Source organism: Companilactobacillus nuruki, from assembly GCF_002872255.1.
Classification (GTDB): domain Bacteria; phylum Bacillota; class Bacilli; order Lactobacillales; family Lactobacillaceae; genus Companilactobacillus; species Companilactobacillus nuruki.
On record NZ_NIPR01000034.1, the window covers coordinates 85,698 to 106,809 of the forward strand.

The 21,112-nt window shown below is 33.9% G+C and carries 20 protein-coding genes, 2 tRNA genes and 1 riboswitch; of the genes, 14 read left to right on the top strand and 8 right to left on the bottom strand.

Annotated features, from left to right (window positions below; genetic code table 11):
• Positions 1-72 precede the first annotated feature (72 nt).
• Positions 73-1,413, bottom strand: a complete 1,341-nt coding sequence (locus tag CBP76_RS09040; protein ID WP_102196577.1) for an NCS2 family permease — start codon at positions 1,411-1,413, stop codon at positions 73-75.
• Positions 1,414-1,590: 177 nt separating this feature from the next.
• Positions 1,591-2,232: an SDR family oxidoreductase gene (locus tag CBP76_RS09045; RefSeq protein WP_102196578.1), complete on the bottom strand. Its 642-nt coding sequence runs from the start codon at positions 2,230-2,232 to the stop codon at positions 1,591-1,593.
• Between the two features lie 115 nt (positions 2,233-2,347).
• Between CBP76_RS09045 and CBP76_RS09050 the strand changes: the two genes are divergently transcribed.
• On the top strand, positions 2,348-3,109 hold the full coding sequence (locus CBP76_RS09050; protein WP_102196579.1) for a flavodoxin family protein: 762 nt from the start codon (positions 2,348-2,350) through the stop codon (positions 3,107-3,109).
• Between the two features lie 46 nt (positions 3,110-3,155).
• On the opposite strand, the gene tpx is transcribed toward CBP76_RS09050, so the two are convergent.
• Positions 3,156-3,653: a thiol peroxidase gene (tpx, locus tag CBP76_RS09055; RefSeq protein WP_102196580.1), complete on the bottom strand. Its 498-nt coding sequence runs from the start codon at positions 3,651-3,653 to the stop codon at positions 3,156-3,158.
• A gap of 102 nt (positions 3,654-3,755) precedes the next feature.
• Between tpx and CBP76_RS09060 the strand changes: the two genes are divergently transcribed.
• From CBP76_RS09060 to CBP76_RS09090, 7 genes are all read left to right on the top strand, one after another.
• Positions 3,756-4,292, top strand: a complete 537-nt coding sequence (locus CBP76_RS09060; protein WP_102196581.1) for a GNAT family N-acetyltransferase — start codon at positions 3,756-3,758, stop codon at positions 4,290-4,292.
• An 88-nt stretch (positions 4,293-4,380) separates the two neighbouring features.
• Positions 4,381-4,857, top strand: a complete 477-nt coding sequence (locus tag CBP76_RS09065; protein ID WP_102196582.1) for an LPXTG cell wall anchor domain-containing protein — start codon at positions 4,381-4,383, stop codon at positions 4,855-4,857.
• Between the two features lie 126 nt (positions 4,858-4,983).
• Positions 4,984-5,796: a WxL domain-containing protein gene (locus CBP76_RS09070; RefSeq protein WP_166667243.1), complete on the top strand. Its 813-nt coding sequence runs from the start codon at positions 4,984-4,986 to the stop codon at positions 5,794-5,796.
• Positions 5,797-5,923: 127 nt separating this feature from the next.
• Positions 5,924-7,006, top strand: coding sequence for a DUF3324 domain-containing protein (locus CBP76_RS09075; RefSeq protein ID WP_166667244.1), 1,083 nt, complete (start codon positions 5,924-5,926; stop codon positions 7,004-7,006).
• Between the two features lie 88 nt (positions 7,007-7,094).
• On the top strand, positions 7,095-7,625 hold the full coding sequence (locus CBP76_RS09080) for a WxL protein peptidoglycan domain-containing protein (RefSeq protein ID WP_102196585.1): 531 nt from the start codon (positions 7,095-7,097) through the stop codon (positions 7,623-7,625).
• Complete coding sequence (locus CBP76_RS09085) at positions 7,622-8,083, top strand: WxL protein host-binding domain-containing protein (RefSeq protein WP_102196586.1); 462 nt, start codon at positions 7,622-7,624, stop codon at positions 8,081-8,083. The genes CBP76_RS09080 and CBP76_RS09085 overlap by 4 nt, the downstream gene beginning before the upstream one ends.
• Before the next feature lie 4 nt (positions 8,084-8,087).
• A complete protein-coding gene (locus CBP76_RS09090; RefSeq protein WP_102196587.1) occupies positions 8,088-9,203 on the top strand; it encodes a WxLIP family cell surface protein in 1,116 nt (371 codons plus the stop codon).
• Between the two features lie 32 nt (positions 9,204-9,235).
• On the opposite strand, the gene CBP76_RS09095 is transcribed toward CBP76_RS09090, so the two are convergent.
• The 4 genes from CBP76_RS09095 to CBP76_RS09105 all read right to left on the bottom strand — a co-directional run bounded on the left by CBP76_RS09095 (position 9,236) and on the right by CBP76_RS09105 (position 11,870).
• Entirely contained in the window at positions 9,236-9,883 is a 648-nt protein-coding gene (locus CBP76_RS09095) for a TetR/AcrR family transcriptional regulator (protein ID WP_102196588.1), read from the bottom strand.
• 66 nt (positions 9,884-9,949) lie between these two features.
• Positions 9,950-10,219 carry a hypothetical protein gene (locus tag CBP76_RS09100; RefSeq protein WP_102196589.1) on the bottom strand — a complete coding sequence of 90 codons (270 nt, stop codon included), beginning with the start codon at positions 10,217-10,219 and terminating at the stop codon, positions 9,950-9,952.
• Positions 10,220-10,356: 137 nt separating this feature from the next.
• A complete protein-coding gene (locus CBP76_RS13365) occupies positions 10,357-10,734 on the bottom strand; it encodes a hypothetical protein (RefSeq protein ID WP_245865700.1) in 378 nt (125 codons plus the stop codon).
• Complete coding sequence (locus CBP76_RS09105; protein WP_245865704.1) at positions 10,731-11,870, bottom strand: helix-turn-helix domain-containing protein; 1,140 nt, start codon at positions 11,868-11,870, stop codon at positions 10,731-10,733. The genes CBP76_RS13365 and CBP76_RS09105 overlap by 4 nt, the downstream gene beginning before the upstream one ends.
• 93 nt (positions 11,871-11,963) lie before the next feature.
• Positions 11,964-12,139, top strand: a riboswitch (Lysine riboswitch).
• A 151-nt stretch (positions 12,140-12,290) separates the two neighbouring features.
• On the opposite strand from CBP76_RS09105, the gene CBP76_RS09110 reads away from it, so the two are divergent.
• The 4 genes from CBP76_RS09110 to CBP76_RS09125 all read left to right on the top strand — a co-directional run bounded on the left by CBP76_RS09110 (position 12,291) and on the right by CBP76_RS09125 (position 15,597).
• Complete coding sequence (locus CBP76_RS09110; RefSeq protein WP_102196590.1) at positions 12,291-13,739, top strand: amino acid permease; 1,449 nt, start codon at positions 12,291-12,293, stop codon at positions 13,737-13,739.
• A gap of 277 nt (positions 13,740-14,016) precedes the next feature.
• On the top strand, positions 14,017-15,306 hold the full coding sequence (gene serS, locus CBP76_RS09115; protein ID WP_102196591.1) for a serine--tRNA ligase: 1,290 nt from the start codon (positions 14,017-14,019) through the stop codon (positions 15,304-15,306).
• A 64-nt stretch (positions 15,307-15,370) separates the two neighbouring features.
• Positions 15,371-15,443, top strand: a tRNA-Asn gene (locus tag CBP76_RS09120).
• Between the two features lie 81 nt (positions 15,444-15,524).
• A tRNA-Thr gene (locus CBP76_RS09125) sits at positions 15,525-15,597 on the top strand.
• Positions 15,598-15,718: 121 nt separating this feature from the next.
• Here CBP76_RS09125 and CBP76_RS09130 read toward each other — a convergent pair.
• Positions 15,719-16,408: an Ltp family lipoprotein gene (locus CBP76_RS09130; RefSeq protein WP_245865708.1), complete on the bottom strand. Its 690-nt coding sequence runs from the start codon at positions 16,406-16,408 to the stop codon at positions 15,719-15,721.
• Between the two features lie 809 nt (positions 16,409-17,217).
• Between CBP76_RS09130 and CBP76_RS09135 the strand changes: the two genes are divergently transcribed.
• The gene (locus CBP76_RS09135) at positions 17,218-18,984 is read left to right on the top strand and encodes a BspA family leucine-rich repeat surface protein (protein WP_166667245.1); all 1,767 of its coding nucleotides are present in this window, start codon (positions 17,218-17,220) and stop codon (positions 18,982-18,984) included.
• 248 nt (positions 18,985-19,232) lie between these two features.
• Positions 19,233-21,095: a BspA family leucine-rich repeat surface protein gene (locus tag CBP76_RS09140; RefSeq protein ID WP_166667246.1), complete on the top strand. Its 1,863-nt coding sequence runs from the start codon at positions 19,233-19,235 to the stop codon at positions 21,093-21,095.
• Positions 21,096-21,112 lie beyond the last annotated feature (17 nt).

Below are 21,112 nucleotides of genomic sequence, written 5' to 3' on the forward strand. Positions count from 1 at the left end.
CTGTATTGATCGTCAATCGTGTTTGAAAGAACAAAATTGATGTCAATACAGACTATTTTTCTATAGTTGAATTTACTTCGTAGGCAAAACATTGATCGTATACATTAATAAAATAAAAACAAAAAATAATACATACATAATAGGAGTAACTTCTTTTCTTCTGCCAGCAGCCCACATTGTCAGAGGATAGAAGAGAATACCAAAAGCAAATCCGTAAGAAATATTGTATGTTAGAGGCATACCAACAATAGTTAAGAATGCCGGCATAGCAATTTCAAACTTATGCCAATCAATTTGTTTCATTGATTGTGCCATTAAAATGCCAACAATAATCAATACGGGTGCTGTGACATTAGAGGTTACAACAGTTAATAGTGGTGAGAAAAACATCGCAATAGCGAATAGAATACTGACAACTAGAGAGGTTAATCCGGTTCTACCACCAACCGCGATTCCAGCAGATGATTCTACATAAGCGGCCGTTGGAGTAGTGCCCATAACTGCACCGCCAAGCATAGAGATCGAATCTGCCATTAAGGCTTTACCAATGCGAGGCATCTTGTTATTCTTCATAAATCCTGCTTGTTCGGCTAAACCAATTAATGTACCCGCCGTATCGAAGAAAGCAACTAACAAAAAGACGAGTACGACTGACCACAATTGAGGATTAATCAAATCAGGTAAGTGAGCGATTCCAACGCCAAAGGTTGGTTTCATACTAGGTATAGTAGAAATAATTTGTTTAGGTAATGGAATTAGTTTAGTTACAAGTCCCAAAATAGTTGTCAGAACCATACCAATAAAAATGGAACCAGGAACTTTTTTTGCCATTAATAATCCAGTTGTAACTAATCCAAATATTGTTAACCAAGTTGTGGGAACGGTTAATGGTCCCATTTCAACTAGTGTTGATTTACTGGCTGTAATCAAACCACCACCTTGTAAACCAACAAAGGCGATAAATAGCCCGATTCCTGAGGCCATAGCTAATTTCAAATCATGAGGGATAGAATCAATTACCAATTCGCGTAGCTTTAAGACAGAGATCAATAAGAAAAGAATGCTCGACATGAACACGCCTGCCATAGCTGTTTGCCAAGGGATTCCCATGGCTAGAACCACAGAATAGGTGAAGAAAGCATTGTCACCAAGACCAGGAGCAATCGCAATAGGATAATTGGCTAATATAGCCATCAGAACAGAACCTAAAATGGCCGATAGAGCAGTGGCTGTGAAGACCGCACCCTTATTCATACCAGCGGTTCCTAAAACTTGAGGATTAACGAATAAGATATATGCCATTGAAACGAAAGTCGTTAAACCGGCTAATATTTCACGTCTAATCGTGGTGTTAGCTTCTTTTAAATGAAATAGTTTTTCAATAAGACTGAGGTCATTTGTATCTGGCTGCATGAGTGGATACCTCCAGGACTATTATTGATTACGCGGTAAGTATTGCAGGAATTATTAAAAAAGTACAGCAAAACACGATCGATTATTCTTTGCAAAGATAGATAGTTCGTATTTATTATAAATAAAAAGGCATATCACAAGAAATATTTGTGATATGCCTTTTTCAAGGTACAAGTTTTATCTAAAAACGTCTTCAGCGGGTTGATCACCACTGGCAAAAGTAAATTCTTTACCAATTGTAGTTGGATTCTGAATAATTAAGGCAATTGCTTTAGCAACATCAACTCTTGGAATACTACCAGTTTCATTATTATCTAGTAATTTTACCTTGCCAGTACCATCGTCATTTGTGAGGGCACCAGGATGGATAATGGTGTAATCCAAGTTAGTACCGCGCAAATGATCGTCAGCGTAATGCTTGGCAATCATGTATGGTTTAATACCTGAAGCGTCCCATTTACTACGATTATCGCTGAAAATAGAACTAACCATGATGTAGCGTTTGATACCGATAGCTTCAGCAACCATCATAGTTTTAATTGCACCATCAAGGTCGATCTGTAGAGTTAAATCAGATCCAGCCCCACCTGCACCAGCAGAGAAGGCAATTACATCCGCTCCAGAAGCTTCAATAGAATTCTTGATACTATCTAGGGATGCTGTCAAATCGATAAATTGAGTTTCAATGTTGTTTTCGTTGTAGGCCTTGATCTGTTCTTGACTACGCAATCCAGCAACAAAATCGATGTTTCTTGATTGTAATTCACCAATAAGTAAGTGACCAACTTTACCATGGGCACCAATTATAAGAACTTTCATAAAATACAAAACCTCCTTAGTTAAACATACTGTATCAACATTTTTTTGATAATGCTAGTGTTTTGAATCTAAATAACTTGTATATTAGAATTGATAGACAAAGGGGACATTATTTATGAAGATATTAGGGATATTGGGTTCCCATCAGGAACATGGTTTGAATGCCCAAATGTTGGCTGAGGTATTAGAGAATGTTGATCCTGATGTAGAAACCGAAACAATTTATTTAGAAAATTATGATATTACTCCACATAAATATCATGAAAAGAATGCTGTCTTAGATGAACTTGTACAAAAGATGACTGAGAGTGATGTGTGGGTTCTAGCTGCCCCAACTTATTTTAGAGAACTATCTGGCGTCATGAAGAATTTCTTTGATTGCATGCGTCCAAAATTAGTTTATTTTAAAGAAAATGGCGATACTATTCCCGGACAATTTAAAGATAAGCATTATTTAAGCATTACATCTTGTTACGTGTCACCGTTGGAAAATTTTTTAACAGGTGTTACCGATGAATCATTCAAGACAATTGATCGAGTTATGACGGCTGCAGGAGTTATTAAAGTAGGTGAAATTGTATTGCCTGGAACTTTTGGGATGAAAAGTTTACCTAATAGTAAGAAGAAACTGTGCCAGAAGTATGCAAAGAAGATTTCTATTAGAAAGAGAAAGGATGATTCAACTTTGAAAAGATATATTCAATTATTCTTTATGATAGCCTTAATGGCTTTGATAACAATGGGGATTCAGATACCGCTGCAATCAGTTATAACCAATAATTTTTGGTTGAACTATTTAAGCTTTACGATCATCTTCTTTGTATTATTAGCTTGTATATTGCATTTTGTAACTTTTGTAAAACATCGTAGAAGGTAAAAAAAGGACAGGAATCATATTGATTCTTGTCCTACGTTTTTTATAATTATTTAACTAGTTCATTTAATTGACCAAGAACCTTGTCGTAACTAGGTTCATTAGTTTGTACAGGGACGATTTCTGAATAGATAATCTCACCGTTCTTATCAATTACCCAAACTGAACGAGCTAGAATATTAAGATCTCTGATCCAGATGTTAGATTTTTTACCAAAATCATGATCGATATCAGATAACATCTTCATATTCTTAACATTTTCAGCGGCACACCAGTCAGATTGTTCTTCTGGCGTGTTAGTAGAGATAGTAACAAAGTTGATTTCTGAGTGTCCATCAATTTCTTCATTAAAGTGTTTAGTTTGGATACTGCAAACACTGGTATTGATGTTTGGAACTACGCTAATTAGTAATGGCTTATCTAATAGACTACTCAACTTGATTTCGTTGTTGTCCTTATTAAGAACTACAAAATCTGGAAAAGTTTCACCTACAGTAAGCGGGTTGCCAATTGTTGAAACAGTATTTCCCTTAAATTCTAAATCCATACAAGAATCACCCTTTCGTTTTCAAATTAAGTCTATTATAAAGTACCATTAATTAAAAACCCAGAAATTAGATTGAATAATAAGTTAATATGAGGCAATTAAATGTTATTAATAGGAAGAAACATTCAAATAAGAAATTTTAAAACGACTGACATCAATCAGTTTTTAGAATTGGTACAGGATAAAAATAATCACGATTTAGCTGGACTAGAGTATACGCAGGATGTAGACTTTGGTCGTGATCTCCTTGATATGTACGAAAGAAGGGACAGTGCTTATGCTGTCGCTTTGAAGGATGACGATACTATGATAGGAATAATTGAATTGAACAAGCGTGGAGAATCAGAAGAATTGTTGGCTACCCGAGAAATTGGATTTGTCATTGATCATAGGTTCAGGAAAAAAGGCTATGCTAAGGAAGCAATTAAGTTGTTGATAAAACATGGATTTGATAACCTTAAATTAACAGAAGTTTGGGCATCCACTGAGGTTAATAACTTGGCGCCCCAAAAACTTTTGGAAACGCTAGATTTTGAATATGTTTATGAGGCAGATCAAACGCTTCCATATACGGGGCAACATAACCCCGTTAAGTATTACCTTTTAAGAAATGATTCACATCTTGTAAGAAATTCTTAATTATTTCGGACTTGTTAGGAGGTAGACAGATGGTATTATACAAAGCGTAAGGAGAAAACAGACAGACTTTTGATGAGAGGTTTTTTATATGAAGAAGAGAATGAGAACTAGAAAAAGTCTCACAATCAAAAAGCGAGTAGTCGGTTTCTTCGCAATTGCCGTTATATTGTTGGGTGTGATTGGAGGATTTAGCTTTACACATGTAATTGCTGAATCCAATAGTACGACAGGAGGTGGCGCCGATAGATCGGCACCAGTTGCAGTCGTCGCCGCTAGCTCTGAGGATTCTAGTAATTTAGGTAGTGGTGGTCAGTCAAACGCAAACGTGGTGTTGAACAGTGATAATACTGGTTCTAGTACTGGTAATCAAAATAATATTAAGAATACCGATACTACTCCTTCTGTTAACGTCAATAACTTGTCGTCATATCCTCAAACGGGTGATGCACGTGATACCGGATTGATCATTACAGGCTTTAGTATTTTGATTGGTCTATTCGCTTTTTATGGTTACAAGCTCCGTAAAAGCTTGAAGTTCTTACATGTTTTATCGGTTACAAAGTGATTCAATTATGATAAATAACTTTTACGAATAATGAGATGTACAGATCGTAAAATTTGGTATTATCTAATTGTAATCAAGAAAGACAAAAAACAAAAAAATAATTTTCTATATCAGGGAGGATATATCATGAAATTATCAAGTAAGGTTTTAGCAGGTTCATTAGCTTCAGCAGGAATGGTTCTAAGTTTGGTAGCACCAGCATTGACAGCACAAGCTGCACAAACATCAGCAACAGTAGGTACAGATGGTACAGTTACAGGTAATACAGTGGCTGATGGTAAGTATGCATTGTCATCAACTGACAAGTCATTACCAAATGGTGGTTTGGCAATTGCTTATGATAATGGTAAAACAACCGATGTTGGTTCAGCAACAGCCGAATCAAATGCCAATGTTAAAGTAATTAATGGATTATTGGTTCTTGATCAAGTTCCTGATTTCGGATTTGGTACAGCTGCTTTAGGTTCAACTGTAAACTTGAACAACAACAAGTATGATGACCAAGCAACTGATTCAGAAAATGCTTCGGCCGTTAAAGTTATTGAATCACGTCAAAATCAACCAGGATTTACATTAGGCGCACAAATGACAGCCTTCAAATCTGGCTCTGACTCACAAGCATTTGTTATGACATTGAATCCAACAGATTTAGTTGATGATAATGGTGATAATGTGTCAACAGTAACAGGAACAAGTTTAAAGACAGACGAAGCACAAATTACAGCTGGTACTACATCTGATACAACAATTGCTGATTTAGCAAAGGGTTCATATAAGAATGGTACAATTAGTGCGGATTATTCAAAAGCAACATCAGCAAAATTGAATTTGGTAACTAATCCAGCATCAAATGGTGGAGATCCTTCAAAGGCATCTGTTAAATCATATAATTCAACAATTACATGGACATTAACTGCAAAACCAACTACTGTAGCCTAATAACTTTTGTTATATCAAAGAAATATATTATAAATTAAGACCACTACTACATTAGTAGTGGTTTTTATTTTATAATATAAAAGGTTAAGTAGAATATTTATATATGGATATGGAGGATGTGTGTATAATGCGTAAAAAAAGAATTAGCGTCCTATTAACGTTATCATTTATTTTAGCCTTTTTTTTATTAAGTGCTGGAAGTCTTAACGTAAAGGCAGCTACTTCAGGGGACTATTCCCTTAAAGTTGGAGGTTCAAATACCGATAATTTGAATATAGATAATGGAAATTACTTTATAACGGGAAATGCCGGTCAATCCGTTGATCTAAAACTATTAGTCATTAATAGTGCAAGTAATACAAGGCGCTTCAAATTTAGTGTAACTACTGCTTTTACTGATGATAATGGTGCACTCTCGTATAATAAATTAAAAGTAAGCGATCCGTCTCTGAAGATTCAGACACGTGGATTAGCTAGCCCTAAAGATGCTGTTTTTTCTGTTCCTGGTAATAAAACAGCGACATTAACATTTAGTATGAAAGTACCAGAACAAAAATTTAACGGGATTTTAATGGGTGGTGTAACAGTTGCTCCGTATAAAGAGAAGGCAAAAGGAACTGTTTCAAATAATGGTACTTTAATTAAGAATAAATTTAGTTATTCTATTCCTATTCAAATTCGTCAAAGTGGCAATGAAACGGTTCAACCAAGCTATTCTATAAGGACTGTAAAACCAGGCTTAACTAATACAGCAGATGGTAGAAAACAAGGTGTTCAGGCTAATATTCATAACTCAACTAACTCTTATGCAGGTACACTTAGTGCACATGCTGTTGTTACAAAAAAGAGTGATAAGAGTTTTAAAATTGTAAAAGATGGATCTGCAGATATTGCTCCAACAACCAATTATAATATGGCTATTCCTTGGGGAAAGAAGACTCTTCAAGCGGGAAATTATCATTTGAAAGTAACATATAAAACTAGAGGCGGTTTAAAGAGCTGGGTTCTTAATAAAGACTTTACTATTACTAATAATGATGCGGCTAAGTATAATAAGTTGGCAGGTGTAAAGCCAAATTATCTATGGCTGTACATCCTGTTAGGAATTTTGGCATTAGCAATTATTCTTGGTCTAGGTATTTACTTGGGTAAAAAGAATAATAAGGGAAATAATAACTCTGATAATTCAAGCAGAAAACGTCGTCGTTAATAAAAAAATAAATGAAGCTGTTCCAAGACTTGGGACGGCTTTTTTAGTATTATAGAATTATAATAGGGATGTTTATTAGAGGTAGCTAATGAAAAGAAAAGGTATGTACTTAATATCTGCAGTTTTTTTTATATTCATAATGTTTACTTTATTTGATTTTAATTATGTTAAGGCTGATATTAACGGAGTGACAGTTACGCCACTGATTGAAGATGGAAATTCTGATATAACTGATCGTTTTCAAATACTTGGTGATAATGACAAAGTTAGAACGTTAAAATTATCAATAGGAAATTTTGGGACAAGAAAACTTCGATTAAGAGTTGTTCCAACCAATGCTACGACATCAATGGATGGAAAAATAGTTTATACTGATAACGTGAAGGTGGGACAGTATGGTTTAAAATATGCTTTTGCAGATATGACTAAGCCACAAACAATTTTATTGAGGCCTAACAGAACTAAAGACCTTGTTTTTAAAGTTAAATTACCAAATGAAAAAATAAAGGGATTAATTCTTGGCGGATTTAATATTTATGATGTCAGTAAAGTCGCTCCTGGTAATTCTAATGTTCCAGTTTGGATTACTGATGACAACAAACCCGTTGGGGGGTATTGAGTCTTCATAATCTGTCATTAGATGTTATCAGAAAAAAGCCACACATATTTGTTAACCTCCAAAACAAAGAACCAGGCATGATGAAGAACGTAATTGTCCATGCTACTGTCAAAAGGAAGAGTTGGTTAGATAGGTTCAATTTAGGTGATAAACAAATGAATGCAGATCTTACCTACCCCAAAGTAGCCCCAAATTCTAAAATCCCAGTAGACTTCGACCAAAACACAACCCCAGTAAAGGCCGGAGAATATGTAGTTAAAGGTGCTGCCAGAAGTGGCAAGGCAACTTGGACATTCCATAAAACATATACAATAACGCAAGATCAAGCAAATAATATCAATAAACGTTGTAAAGGGTTAATATATGATAAAACGACAACGTATATTCTAATTGTCTGTGTTTTAGTATCGTTGATTTTCCTAATATTCTGGGCCATTTGGCGCTCAGGTAGGAGTTAAAATTATGAAGAAACGAATAATTGTATTTTTTTCAACATTATTACTTTTAATAGCAACTTTTCTGCCGTTTGCTACAACTGTTAAGGCCGCACCAGACAAGTCATATGCCATTCAAGCAATTTTGCCTAATAATCAAATTAGTAAGGATGAATCTTATTTTGATTTAAAGGTTGAACCTAAGAAGAGTCAAACTTTAAAGATTTTAATTGCTAATACGGGTAGTAAAGCCATTACTGTTACTGCAATGGTCAATAATGCATATACCTCTGATTCAGGTGTAATTGGGTACGATAAATATAATACCAAGTTGTACAAGTCTAAATTGCCTTCGTTAACATCCTTAGTTGAGGGAAAACGTAAGCAAATTGTTAAATTAGGTGCTGGTCAGAATAAGACAGTCTCGTTTAAGGTCAAATCACCTGATTCTGAATATTCTGGAATTATCTTGGGCGGTGTTACAACCACAGCCTCAGTGAGTCCAACTAAATCTAAGAATATTAATATTAAGAATCAGGTTAGATATGTCAAAGGGGTTGTTCTACGTTCCAAAGAGGACGGAGTAATGCCTGATATGCATTTGACCTCAGCTGCACCAAAAGCTGTCGCCGGAGCAACCGGAATTGCATATAGAATGGACAACACAGCACCGATAAACGTCAATAAGGTGTCTCTGAAGGCTAAAATAACTAATGGTAGTAAAGTTATCAATTATAAAGCAGATAGCCTCCAGTTCGCTCCTAATTCGCAATTTAACTATTTTGTCCCAATTAAGAAATTAACAGCTGGAGATTACAAAGCACATATTACTCTGAAGAATGATAGTGGTTTTGAGAAATCATTTAATTACAACATTACTATTAAAAAGGCTCAAGCAGATAGTGTAAATGATGCCACGAAGCCAAAACAACAATCTAATAATAAACAATGGATCGGTATTATTGTTGGAATTATTGTTTTGATTGCCGTTGTCGTTTGGATGTATCTCTATTATTCACAACGTAATAAAGGTGATGGTCCAAAGGGTGGACGTGGTAAGATGAGCTTTAGATTACCTAAGAAGTCTGATTCACCAAAGAATTCAAGGTCAGGTGGTACTAGATCTTCACGTCATAAGAAGTAGAAAATAAAAAGACGTCCGATAAGGACGTCTTTTTATTTTGTCGGAGTTAAGCCCCTAACGATAAAATTTGTAGTATGCTCAATTTCTAATGATTCATCCCACTTTTTATCATCTTCAATAAAATAATGTTGAATCAAGTATCCTAAAATATTTGAGGCTAGAAATCGGAATATTTCTAAGTTATCCCAATCGATTAAAAGTTGCTTCTTCTTCAAATCGTCAAGAACCTCGTTGAACTGTTTAAAAGATTTTTTAGGAATACTTTCAATTAATCGATCATGAATATGTTGGTCGTAAATAAATTCATTCAGAAAGATCTTCATTATTTTGTGATTATATTTAAAAAGTTTGATACGATCATTGATTAAATTGGTTAAAAAATAACTTAAATTGAGTTTGCCATTTTTAGAGGCCGTTTGAGAAAATCGGTTTAAATCCAGAGGTAGAATCTTATGAGTTAATGGTGTCAGAATGGACATCAGTAATTCTTCTTTATTCTTGAACTTTCGAAAGATACTGCCTTCAGAAACCCCGGCGTGTTCAGAGATCTCTTTAGTAGAGGTATTGGAATAACCTTGACTAGAAAATAAGTCGATTGCGGATTGAAAAACTAATTTCTGCTTGGGAGTTAGCTTTTCTGTTTTTTCTGCTTCATGATAAATGTCAAATTGGTTAGCCATATTTTTACCTCTATGTTTATTCTTAGCTCCATTCTATCCTAAAAGGAGCTCAAGAGGGAAAACTTATTAGGCATGTTTCATAGAATTATTATTTCTATAGCCAAAGTAGAATTGAATAATGGCGACTACAATGTTGACGTAATTTAAGATATTGAACCATGTGTCAATGCCACTAACTTTGGTAACGCCAAAGTAAACCCAAAAGCCGACAATTACTGCTGCCACATTGATCCAGGCAAAAGTTTTTTGAAGACTTTGATTATCGGTTGCAAACCACATCCAAATTATATTAATAATGAACCAAATTGCTAAAATCCAAAAAATCGTTGTAAACATAATATCCACTCTCCTTTTTATGATAGTGAGTACTCACTATCAATTTACAAATACGATTATAGTTCTCGATTTTTAAATTGCAAACAAAAAAACGATTTAAAATTATTTTTAATTTTAAATCGCTTTATTAGCAGGCCTTAGAGAGCCTTCTTTTTTTTATTATTTTCGATTTTTTCCTTGAGTTTTTTAACATATATTTGGTTCAACTGAATCAATAGCCAAATATAATCAGGTCTAGTTGAGGAAATATCCCAAGAAATTACTTTAAGGTTTTCTGGATACTTTTTCTTTTCGATATCTAGTGGCAAGACGTCAAGAGAGGTAATTAGAATGTCAACGTCTTGATAAACATCACTTGGAACGACTTCTACGAATTCCAAGGTTCTAATATTTCTCAAGACAACCTCAGCTGCTTGATTACCAGGATCGATTAAAACCTTAACTTTGATAATATCTTCAGCTCTAATTGTAGAAATATAACTAGGCAATACTTGATACAAGTTTTTAGAGATCAATTCCGCCGCATTGTAGATTCCCGGAACTCATTTTGATCAATATTAGAAAAGAAGGTATAGATATCTTTGTACAGATCAGTATAAGTTCTTTCGTCATCATCATTAAACATTGTATCTAGATGCATTATTGAGTAGGGTGCCATGATGTAATAAAAAACAATATCTCTAGTTACATAAGTCATGATATGTTTCAGCGTTTTTTGATCATGATAGACTGTCATATCATCGTGATAGTGTTCCTTCAAAAAGTCTATAAAGTGATAAACGAGGGCATAGAACTTGGGATTAATTCTGGCGTTAGCATTGATGGGCTGCTCGAAAGCTGTATCACTAGGTTGAAATGCAGTTTTTCTGAATAGATTAATCAACTTATTTTCGTTATCCAGAGCATTGGCAGGAACAATTGGATAATCATCATGGGTTAAAATTTCTTCACCAAGATTTTGATCACCAAAGACGTCTTTATAGAATGGCAATTCATCGATGTAATTACGTTTAATCAAACGTATTCTAGAAATAGCCAAGAAATACTTCAATTGAAAATGAACAATGGGATTATCAAAAGTAATTCCAGCTCGTCCCATGATTTGATCAATTGAATTCTCTTGAATTAAAGCAAAAGGCCATTCTTGACCATGGTAGATGTACCAATAGACATAGTAAGCCATCCAACGAATATTATTTTCGTTTCCCTTTATTTCAAGGGTCGAATTAGATATTTTAAGGCCGAAGTTTTTTAAGAAAGCTCTGAACTTTGACATTCGACGGTTAAGTGTTGATTTACTAGTGAAGTGGTCATTACTAAAACTCTCAAATGAAGGGTTAGTACTGGTTAAGCCATAATTAAAGGCTTGAAAAACTACTGAATTTTTAACTAAATATAGTCGATAAGTATCAATAGGGATTTTACTGAAATCAATTGACTCTATTTTAGTATCACTAGGATCAATATCGGGAGCGACATCAGCAAGATCTTCTAATAGTGCTTGAAAAATATTGTAGGTTTTCTGGTATGTAAATTGTAGCCGATTACTAATATTACTTAAGTTTACTTCACGAGGAGGTAATGATTTTATTACAGTAAGCATGCGATATTTTTCTACGTCTTGCTTAACTAAAAAAATTTGCTCCAACATTTGTCTTCCCCCGGTAACATTTAAATTAAAAAAATTTAATAATAATACGAAACACCACTTGCTACTATCTTAACATTTATTTATAATGTTTTGTAATCAGATAGAGGTGCAATCTTTATTATTAGTATTTTGGAGTACGGATAGGGTACTTTGAAAAAATATGAAAGGAAAGCTTGCCGAAATCAATTATCCCTACTTGGTAATTTGATTGGGCTATTGCTTAATAGGCAGTAGACTGTCGTTTTTTAGAGTGGAGACATACAACTTGTATTTAGTAGGCTTTCTAGTTTTATTAAAACGGTTGTGTCGATCATTCTTTGTGACGTTGAGCTATTGATTAATGGGATAATTATAATCCTTATTGTCGGTAGTTCCTCTGATAATAAGGACTTTTTTTATGTCCAAAAAGGGGAATTAGAGATGGAAAATAATGATGTGAATAGGTCGTTGAAGACTCGCCATTTGTCAATGATTGCACTTGGTGGGTCAATCGGAACTGGTTTGTTTGTTGCAAGTGGTTCTTCAATTTCAACAGCTGGTCCTGGAGGAGCTTTGATAGCGTATGTTGCTATCGGTATTATGGTTTACTTTTTGATGACTAGTTTAGGAGAGATGGCAACGTATATGCCGGTCTCTGGATCTTTTTCAACATATGCTACAAAATTTATTGATCCAGCTTTTGGTTTTGCATTAGGTTGGAATTATTGGTTTAATTGGGCCATTACTTTAGCAGTTGATCTATCAACAATTTCTTTGGTTGTTAAGTATTGGTTCCCAAGCTGGACCTCATGGAAAATCAGTTTGACATTTATGGTGATTCTCCTAGTTATTAATTTTATTTCTGTAGGATCATTTGGTGAAACTGAGTATTGGTTATCATCTATTAAAGTTACTGCTGTTATTATCTTTTTGATCGTTGGTATTTTAACTATCATGGGTATTTTAGGCGGTCATGGTGAAGTTGGACTATCAAATTATACTTATAAAAAGGCACCTTTCGTCGGAGGAATACCAGCTATCCTAAGTGTTTTCGTTGTTGCTGGATTCTCGTTTCAAGGGACGGAATTAATTGGTATTACAGCTGGTGAATCAGCAACACCTGAAAAGAGTATTCCTAAGGCTATTAAACAGGTTTTCTGGAGAATTCTTCTATTTTACATTTTGTCAATTGCTGTTATTGGTGCCTTGATCCCTTATACAAGTCCTAACTTGTTGGGTTCAGGTGCTAAGGATATTGCTATCAGTCCTTTCACAATTGTCTTTAAAAAGGTTGGTATTCCATTAGCTGCCGGCGTTATGAATGCGGTTATTTTAACTTCAGTTATTTCTGCAGCCAATTCAGGTCTTTATGCTGCCAGCCGTATGCTTTGGTCTATGAGCAAGAATAATATGGCTCCTAAAGCATTCCAAAGAACTAATGGACGTGGTGTACCAGTCTTTTCACTATTATTAACGGCCTTAGTTGGAGCAGTTGCCTTGTTCACTAGTCTTTATGGTAATTCGTTCTATGAGTTGTTAGTATCTGCTAGTGGTTTGACAGGTTTCATTGCCTGGTTAGGAATTGCTTTCTCACACTACAGATTTAGAAAAGCCTATTTATATAAGGGTTATAGTCTAGATGATCTAAAATATAAAGCAAAATGGTTCCCATTTGGACCACTTTTGGCAATTGTCTTGGGAATTATTATCATCTTGGGACAAGACGTTCGTTCAATGGTCAATTTCAATTTTGGTCGCTTGTTGATTAGTTATAGTGGTTTGATCATTCTCTTCTTCTGTTGGGCTTATTATAAGATCAGATATAAGACTAAATTTTTGAAACTAGAAGATGTTGATGTTGAAAAGACTAAAAATGGTGGTCACTACTAGTTGAAATTTGCCACAAATTAAATTATGATTAACAAAGAATATAAAAACTAAAAGAGTGCCCACTCATAAATCTTTCAGAGAAGCGATGGTCGGTGTGAATCGTTAAGATTTCTATTCCAGCATTCTAGTAACGGGTAATTCCGTTCGGGTTGATCCGATAAAATCTGAAAGTGCAGAGTATTTTTATACGCTGAAACTGGGTGGTACCGCGAATATGGTCGATTCGTCCCTTTATTGGGATGAGTCGACCATATTTTTATTTTATGGAGGAAAAGTTATGTTAGATATTAAGTTGATCAGAAAAGATCCAGAATATATTAAGAACAAACTAGCTTCACGTGGCGTTACAAGCGAAGAAATCGATGAATTACTTTCATATGATGCTAAGCGCCGTGAACTTTTGGTACAAACAGAAACTTTGAAAGAAAAGAGAAATACTGTTTCTCAAGGTATCGCTACTAAGAAACGTAATAAAGAAGATGCTAGTGAAGAAATTGCAGCAATGAAACAAGTTGGTGCTGATATCAAGAAGATTGATGCTGAACTTGAAGAAGCTGAAGGAAAAATGAACTATATTTTAGTTCGTCTACCTAATATTCCTGATGATTCTGTTCCTGTTGGTCCAGATGACAGTACAAATGTTGAAATTAGAAAAGTTGGTGCTATCCCTAAGGAGGGCTTTAAACCTCGTCATCATTGGGATATTGGTGAAGAATTAGGAATCCTAGATTTTGAACAAGCAACTAAGGTGGCTGGTTCACGTTTTGTTTATTACATTGGTATGGGTGCTCGTTTGGAGCGTGCCGTTTATAACTTTATGTTGGATCAACATCAACAAGAAGGTTATACAGAAGTCATTCCTCCATATTTGGTAAATAACACTGCCATGTTTGGTACTAGTCAATTTCCTAAGTTTACTGAAGATGTTTATACTGTCACAGTTGATGAAAATCCATTAACACTGATCCCTACAGCCGAAGTTCCTTTGACAAACTACTTTGCTGACAAGATTTTGGATGAAAAAGATCTTCCTAAATACGTTACAGCTTTGACACCTTGTTTCCGTTCTGAAGCAGGTTCAGCTGGTCGTGATACTCGTGGATTGATTCGTATGCACCAATTCAATAAGGTTGAAATGGTTAAAGTTTCAAAACCAGAGGAATCATACAATGAACTAGAAAAATTAACTGCTAATGCAGAAAATATTTTGCAAAAATTAGGTCTTCCATATCACGTTATTGTTTTATCAAGTGGGGATGCTAGTTTTTCTTCAGCAAAGACTTATGATTTGGAAGTTTGGATGCCCGCTCAAGATAAGTATCGTGAAGTTTCAAGTTGTTCTAACTGTCTTGATTTCCAAGCTCGTCGTGCTCACATTCGTTACCGTGACGAAAATGGTAAGACAAAACTTGCTCATACATTGAATGGTTCAGGTCTTGCCGCTGGTCGTACAGTTGCCGCAATTCTTGAAAATTATCAAAATGAAGATGGTTCTGTAACTATTCCAGATGTTTTGGTTCCTTACATGGGTGGCGTAACAAAAATTACTAAAGAAAATGCCAAATAGATATTGACCTTATGTCTATAAATTGATAAAATTTAATAGTTCTGTTAAAGAGCTATTGAATTATTCCGGTTTAGCTCAGTTGGTAGAGCACCTGACTGTTAATCAGGTTGTCGTCAGTTCGAGTCTGACAACCGGAGTTATAAATACTTAGGATTTACCTAGGTGTCCAATAAATTACATCTAGTTCATAGAAGAATTAGATGTAATTTTTTTATTAAGCCGTGTTAGCTCAGTTGGTAGAGCATCGGTATCGTAAACCGGCGGTCACAGGTTCGACTCCTGCACACGGCATTTTATAACAATTTTAAAAGGATTAAAACCATTGATTATATTGGTTTTAATCCTTTTTTATACGAATATACAATAAGAAGTGCTCACGATTAATGAACACTTTTTTTAGATCGATACTAATTTATTTTAAATTATCAACAGCATATTGAGCTTCCTCTTGAGTAAAACCTTCACCTGAACTAGATGTTAATTGTTCTTTTACTTCATCTTTAGACATGTGTTGGTCGTTATAGTAACTTTTGGCCTTTTCCAAGGCATTCTTGTTGTAATTGGCTTTTAAGTTATCAACAGCGTATTGAGCTTCTTCTTGAGTAAACTTTTCTCCAGAATCGGAACTCAATTGTTCTAAAATACCTTGTTTTGACATGAATTGTGTATCTGAATAAGACTTTGCCTTGATTAAGGCATTCTTATCATAATCAGCTTTTAAATTATTGACAGCATATTGCGCTGCTTCAGTACTAAATTTTTCCCCGGCCTCAGAGGTTAGTTGATCATATATACCGGCTTTAGACATATGCATTGAATTAGAATATGTTTCAGCCTTGTATAATGCATTTTGATCTTCTTTAGGAACAGTTGTATTAGTTTCCTTACCCTTGTTTGATTCATCTTTTTCCACTTTATTTGTTTTGGGCTTCTTTACTTGTTTAGCAGTAGTGGGGTTATTGGCTTTGTCAGAACTTTTATTTGAATCGTTTCCTTTAGGAATCGCTATGAAAATTAAAACTATAATTAACAACCAAAACCACCATTTTTTATAAAATGGCTTTCTTCTTTTTCTTCTACGCATATTTCTTTCGCTTCTCATGAATCGAATCCTCCGTTATATATTAATCTCCTAAAAATAGTAATACATAATTGTATCTTAAGTCTGTAGTAAGCACAATTAGACAATTGATTGTGTTTTTTATCAAGGGATGGTAAATCACTACAACAGTAATGCAATGTGTTTCCAGTTCTTTGAATTCTAAAATACGCTCTCCCTCATAAACTATAATAAAATAGGATTTGAAGTTTTTGTATTGCTAATCAATGAGAAAACAAACTATCATTTGTCAATGACTCTCGATACATCTCTTGTTAATCAAAATTCTAAATTAAGTCCCTCAGATTGTACAAATGGTTCAAGATTTCCATATCCTCGATCAAGGGCAGAGATGAGATGAGTTTAGTTTAGCAAAAATTCTTTGCTGTTTTAGTATTATTTCTCTTAAATAAAAAGATATCACAAATAAGCGATAATTAAGACAAAAAATAAAATAATAGAATTAGGTCTAAATATTGATCAACTAAAAGCAGACTTAGCTAAAGATTCTGTCCCCTATGACTATAGTCAAGATAATGATATAGATGGAATCAATAAGCAATTAGATTCATTCGCGTCAATTAGAGCAAAATATAATAAACTTGTTCAAGAGGGAGCCTTTGATAAATCGGACTATTGGACTATGAAATGATTTTTCTAAATTAAAAGATATACTTGGCTTGATTATAATATATAGATTCAAAAGAGATTAAATCATATTTATTATGTTTTAATCCTTTTTTGTGCACGAAAAAAATGTAAGTGCTATCATTTAATCGTGATTAAAATATATGGATATGGAGGGATTGGTCTTGAAAAATTGTAGGTTAAAAATACATCGTATTTTGACTATAATTGTTGTTTCTGTCTCAATGATGTTAGTAACAGTTATTTTTAGTAGTGTGCTAGTACATGCGGACACTATAAGTGATAGTAGTGTTCAAACAAAAAGTAATGACAATATAGTTACAGGAACATGGGGAACTGCACCGTGGACTTGGAATAAATTGACTAATGAAATAACCGTGGGTGGTGGAATAGCTGGACCTGTAGCTGATCGTCCTTGGAAGTCAGGATGGGGGAATGACCATACAGGGCATGATCAGATTTATATTAAAAAAATCATTTTCAATGGCAAATTACAATTACCAGCTAATTGTTCGTATTTATTTCCTAAGTTATATGATCTTACTTCTATAGATGGAATTGATAATCTTGATACATCAAAAGTGACTAATATGAGTGGAATGTTCTCAGATGATTTATCACTTAAAAGTTTAAATCTAAGTAATTTTAATACATCAAACGTAATCGATATGAACAGTATGATTTATAATTGTAAATCACTTACTTACTTAAATATAAGTAATTTTGATACATCAAAAGTAACCGATATGCGTCTTATGCTTGGTTATAATTCCAAATTAAGTGATTTGGATGTAAGCAATTTTGATACATCGAAAGTAACTGATATGAGTGGCATGTTTGATAACGATGAGAATATTAAGGAACTTGATGTAAGTAACTTTAATACGTCAAAGGTTACAAATATGAGTCGTATGTTTGCAATTACTTATTTTAATAGTCTGAATCTAAGTAATTTTGATACATCGAAAGTAACTGATATGAATCATATGTTTTACAGTGCTTCTGGTCTGAAAAGCTTAGACCTACGTAATTTTGATACATCGAAAGTAACTGATATGAGTTATATGTTTAATTCTACTATGAATCTTACCGATTTGAATCTAAGTAGTTTTGATACGTCGAAAGTAACTGATATGAGTTATATGTTTGCGAGCTACCCTTCTTCTCCTGATCCTAAGTTTACAAATAAGCTTGAGAAATTGAATTTGAGTAACTTTGATATGTCAAACGTAACAAACTCATCAGCTATGTTTAGTAAAGACTCCAATTTAAATACTTTAATTCTAGGAAAAAAGAATAAATTTGTAGAGAATACAAATTTGCCTAGTGTTCCAACTACAGACGGATATCAAGGTAAGTGGCAGAATACTAAAGGTCCTGCTGGAAATAATATAAATAATGGAAATACTTATACTTCTGATGATCTTTTGACAGACTATACTTCAGATAGAGCAGGAACATACACTTGGTCTAAGAAGAGTAACGATGTGTCTGATTTGAAAGATCTCTACAATAAAGTGAAGTTATCAATCAGTTATTCAGGCAGTATGTTCAACTCTCAACCTGGAGACTCTATGAAATACAAAGATGAATTCAATGGAAGATCAATGTTTGGCGCATTAGATTACGCATATAATTCTAATAACTATGATGAGTTAATCAAAGTAATGCATGATTCAATTAAGAAAACGCATGAATCAATTTGCTCACTACAAGTAAATGAAGCTAAAGCAAAAGAATTAGGTCTAAACATTGATCAACTAAAAGCAGATTTAGTTAAAGACTCTGTTCCTTATGATTATAGTCAAGATAATGATATAGATGGAATCAATAAACAATTAGATTCATTTGCATCAGTACGAGCAAAATATAATAAACTTGTTCAAGAGGGAGTCTTTGATAAATCGGACTATTGGACTATGAATAAATAAGTGGTCGTTTCGGCTTAGATGTTAAAATATAAAATTTCAGTGTTTTGCATAGAATTGTTATAAATGCTGATTTAGCAACTGCTTAAATGCCTACAAACAATTTTAAAAGGATTGAAACCATTGATTATATTGGTTTTAATCCTTTTTTGTTTTGTGTTGAATTATGAATGTTTTTTGTATGCGGAAAAATAATGTAAGTGCTATCATTTAATCGTGATTAATATATGCGTATATCGGGAGGATTGGTCTTGAAAAAATATAATTTTAAGATAAGCCGTATTTTAACTATTGCTCTTGCCTCAGCAGCAATGATGGGAGTAACAACTGTACTTGATAATGTGTCTACTGTTCACGCAGATGAAGTTAGTGATAGTGCAGTAACAAACTCCAATGATCAAACACAGACCAACGATAATATTGTAACAGGAACATGGGGGACAGCACCTTGGACTTGGAACAAAACTACTGGAGAGATGACTGTGGGTGGAGGTGAAGCTGGGTATGCGGTTAACGTTCCTTGGAGAGATAAGCTTCGCAATATAAAAAAAATAACATTTACTGGTGAGATAATACTGCCATATGATTGTTTAGGTCTCTTTAACGGTTTGGAAGAGGTCACGTCTATAGATGGAATGAATAATCTTGATACTTCAAAAGTTGCAAATATGCGAGGCATGTTTGCTGATATGAGCAATTTATCAAATTTGAATCTGGATAACTTTGATACTTCAAGTGCTACTGGTATGGAGGATATGTTTAATGGAGATAGATCTCTTAAGAGTTTAAACTTAGATGTTTTTAATACATCCAAAGTAACCGACATGAGTGGCATGTTTGCTGGTATGAGTAGCTTAAAGAGTTTAGACTTGAGCAATTTTAATACCTCAAGAGTGACTTCTATGTATAGTATGTTTGAAAATATGACCAATCTATCAAATTTAAATGTGAATAACTTTGACACGTCAAAAGTAGTTTATATGCACAGTATGTTTAATGGTGATGGTATAAAAAATCTAAATTTAAGTAGTTTTGATACATCGAACGTGAAGAGCATGAACGAAATGTTTGCTAATACTACAATGGATAGTATCAATCTAAATGGTTTTAATACCTCCAAGGTAACGGAAATGATTGGTATGTTTAGGAATACGAAATTTACTGACTTGGACTTGAATAATTTTGACACATCAAAAGTAACTAGTATGAAAGCAATGTTTTCTGAAGATGACCTAAAATACTTAGATTTAAGTAACTTTAATACCTCGAAAGTAACAGATATGAATACCATGTTTGCTAATACAACATTGAATAGGTTGAATTTAAGCAATTTTAATACATCAAATGTAAATAACATGAATATTATGTTTTATAATGTTAAATTAAAATATTTGGATATTAGTAGTTTCGATATGTCAAAAGTTTATCTAATGAGGGATATGTTCGGCAATAATAGTAATATAAATACTATAGTTGTGGGATCAAAGAATAAATTTGAAAGAGATGTAAATTTACCTGAGGTTCCAACAACAGATGGTTATTCAGGTAAATGGCAAAACATTAAAGACTCCAACGGCAATAATATAAATAATGGCAGTCTCTATACATCAGAAGATTTAATGACAAATTATACGCCAGAAAAAGCTGGTACATATACTTGGGCTAAAAAAAGTACATCTGACATAAAAGACCTTTACAATAAAGTGAAACTATCAATCAGTTATTCAGGCAGTATGTTCAACTCTCAACCTGGAGACTCCATGAAATACAAAGATGAGTTCAATGGAAGATCAATGTTTGGCACATTAGATTACGCATATAACTCTAATAACTATGATGAATCAATCAAAGTAATGCATGATTCAATTAAGAAAACACACGAATCAATTGGTTCATTACAAGTAAATGAGGCAAAGGCGCAAGAGTTAGGTCTAAACGTAGATCAACTAAAAGCGGATTTAGTTAAAGATTCCGTCCCCTATGACTATAGTCAAGATAATGATATAGATGGAATCAATAAACAATTAGATTCATTTGCGTCAGTACGAGCAAAATATAACAAGTTAGTTCAAGAAGGAGTCTTTGATAAATCAGACTATTGGACTGTTAAATAGATAGCTCAGTTTCTTTA

What these genes read in the sequence shown, in the direction of transcription:
- CBP76_RS09095 (WP_102196588.1), bottom strand. Translation starts at nt 9,883, where the DNA reads ATGGCTAACCAATTTGACATTTATCATGAAGCAGAAAAAACAGAAAAG.
- CBP76_RS09110 (WP_102196590.1), top strand. Translation starts at nt 12,291, where the DNA reads ATGGAAAATAATGATGTGAATAGGTCGTTGAAGACTCGCCATTTGTCA.
- CBP76_RS09040 (WP_102196577.1), bottom strand. Translation starts at nt 1,413, where the DNA reads ATGCAGCCAGATACAAATGACCTCAGTCTTATTGAAAAACTATTTCAT.
- CBP76_RS09090 (WP_102196587.1), top strand. Translation starts at nt 8,088, where the DNA reads ATGAAGAAACGAATAATTGTATTTTTTTCAACATTATTACTTTTAATA.
- CBP76_RS09105 (WP_245865704.1), bottom strand. Translation starts at nt 11,870, where the DNA reads ATGTTGGAGCAAATTTTTTTAGTTAAGCAAGACGTAGAAAAATATCGC.
- tpx (WP_102196580.1), bottom strand. Translation starts at nt 3,653, where the DNA reads ATGGATTTAGAATTTAAGGGAAATACTGTTTCAACAATTGGCAACCCG.
- CBP76_RS09075 (WP_166667244.1), top strand. Translation starts at nt 5,924, where the DNA reads ATGCGTAAAAAAAGAATTAGCGTCCTATTAACGTTATCATTTATTTTA.
- CBP76_RS09065 (WP_102196582.1), top strand. Translation starts at nt 4,381, where the DNA reads ATGAAGAAGAGAATGAGAACTAGAAAAAGTCTCACAATCAAAAAGCGA.
- CBP76_RS09050 (WP_102196579.1), top strand. Translation starts at nt 2,348, where the DNA reads ATGAAGATATTAGGGATATTGGGTTCCCATCAGGAACATGGTTTGAAT.
- CBP76_RS09080 (WP_102196585.1), top strand. Translation starts at nt 7,095, where the DNA reads ATGAAAAGAAAAGGTATGTACTTAATATCTGCAGTTTTTTTTATATTC.
- CBP76_RS09100 (WP_102196589.1), bottom strand. Translation starts at nt 10,219, where the DNA reads ATGTTTACAACGATTTTTTGGATTTTAGCAATTTGGTTCATTATTAAT.
- serS (WP_102196591.1), top strand. Translation starts at nt 14,017, where the DNA reads ATGTTAGATATTAAGTTGATCAGAAAAGATCCAGAATATATTAAGAAC.
- CBP76_RS09070 (WP_166667243.1), top strand. Translation starts at nt 4,984, where the DNA reads ATGAAATTATCAAGTAAGGTTTTAGCAGGTTCATTAGCTTCAGCAGGA.
- CBP76_RS09060 (WP_102196581.1), top strand. Translation starts at nt 3,756, where the DNA reads ATGTTATTAATAGGAAGAAACATTCAAATAAGAAATTTTAAAACGACT.
- CBP76_RS09130 (WP_245865708.1), bottom strand. Translation starts at nt 16,408, where the DNA reads ATGAGAAGCGAAAGAAATATGCGTAGAAGAAAAAGAAGAAAGCCATTT.
- CBP76_RS09045 (WP_102196578.1), bottom strand. Translation starts at nt 2,232, where the DNA reads ATGAAAGTTCTTATAATTGGTGCCCATGGTAAAGTTGGTCACTTACTT.